Source organism: Mesorhizobium sp. M7A.F.Ca.US.014.04.1.1 (assembly GCF_003998745.1).
In the GTDB taxonomy this organism is placed as follows: Bacteria; Pseudomonadota; Alphaproteobacteria; order Rhizobiales; family Rhizobiaceae; genus Mesorhizobium; species Mesorhizobium ciceri.
In genome coordinates this window covers 1-379 of record NZ_RZRW01001547.1, presented here as the reverse complement: position 1 = coordinate 379, position 379 = coordinate 1, and the positions used below count along the sequence as shown (strand labels likewise).

1 pseudogene is annotated in these 379 nt (G+C 63.6%); it reads right to left on the bottom strand.

The features are described from left to right. Positions 1–379 (bottom strand): annotated as a pseudogene (locus tag EOA22_RS37535) (GGDEF domain-containing protein); the annotation flags it as partial.

Here is a 379-nt window from a genome sequence, read left to right as displayed (position 1 = left end):
GCCTTGCGGTGCGCAGGCTGACCTGGACGGCGGCTTCACCATCGGCGTCGAAGCGCCCGCGATGCAGCAGGCCTGTCAGCCCGTCGCGGCCGACATGTTCGACCAGCGCTTCGTAGCGTTCGCGATAGGTCAGCGTATCGAAGATGTCGGTCAGCCCGCGCGGCGCCGTGATCTGGCGTTCCTCGAACCATTTGAGATAGGCGACAAGCATGGTGCTGAAGATCAGCGCTGCCGCCATCTTGGCAAACCAGCCGCCGAAAAAGACGGCTATCGGCGCACCGGCGACGAAATGCAACGCGGTGAAGAACCCGGCCTGATCGAAGGTGAGTACGCAAGCCACGGAAATCAGGATGCGCGGGAACGGTGCCTTGCGCAGGGT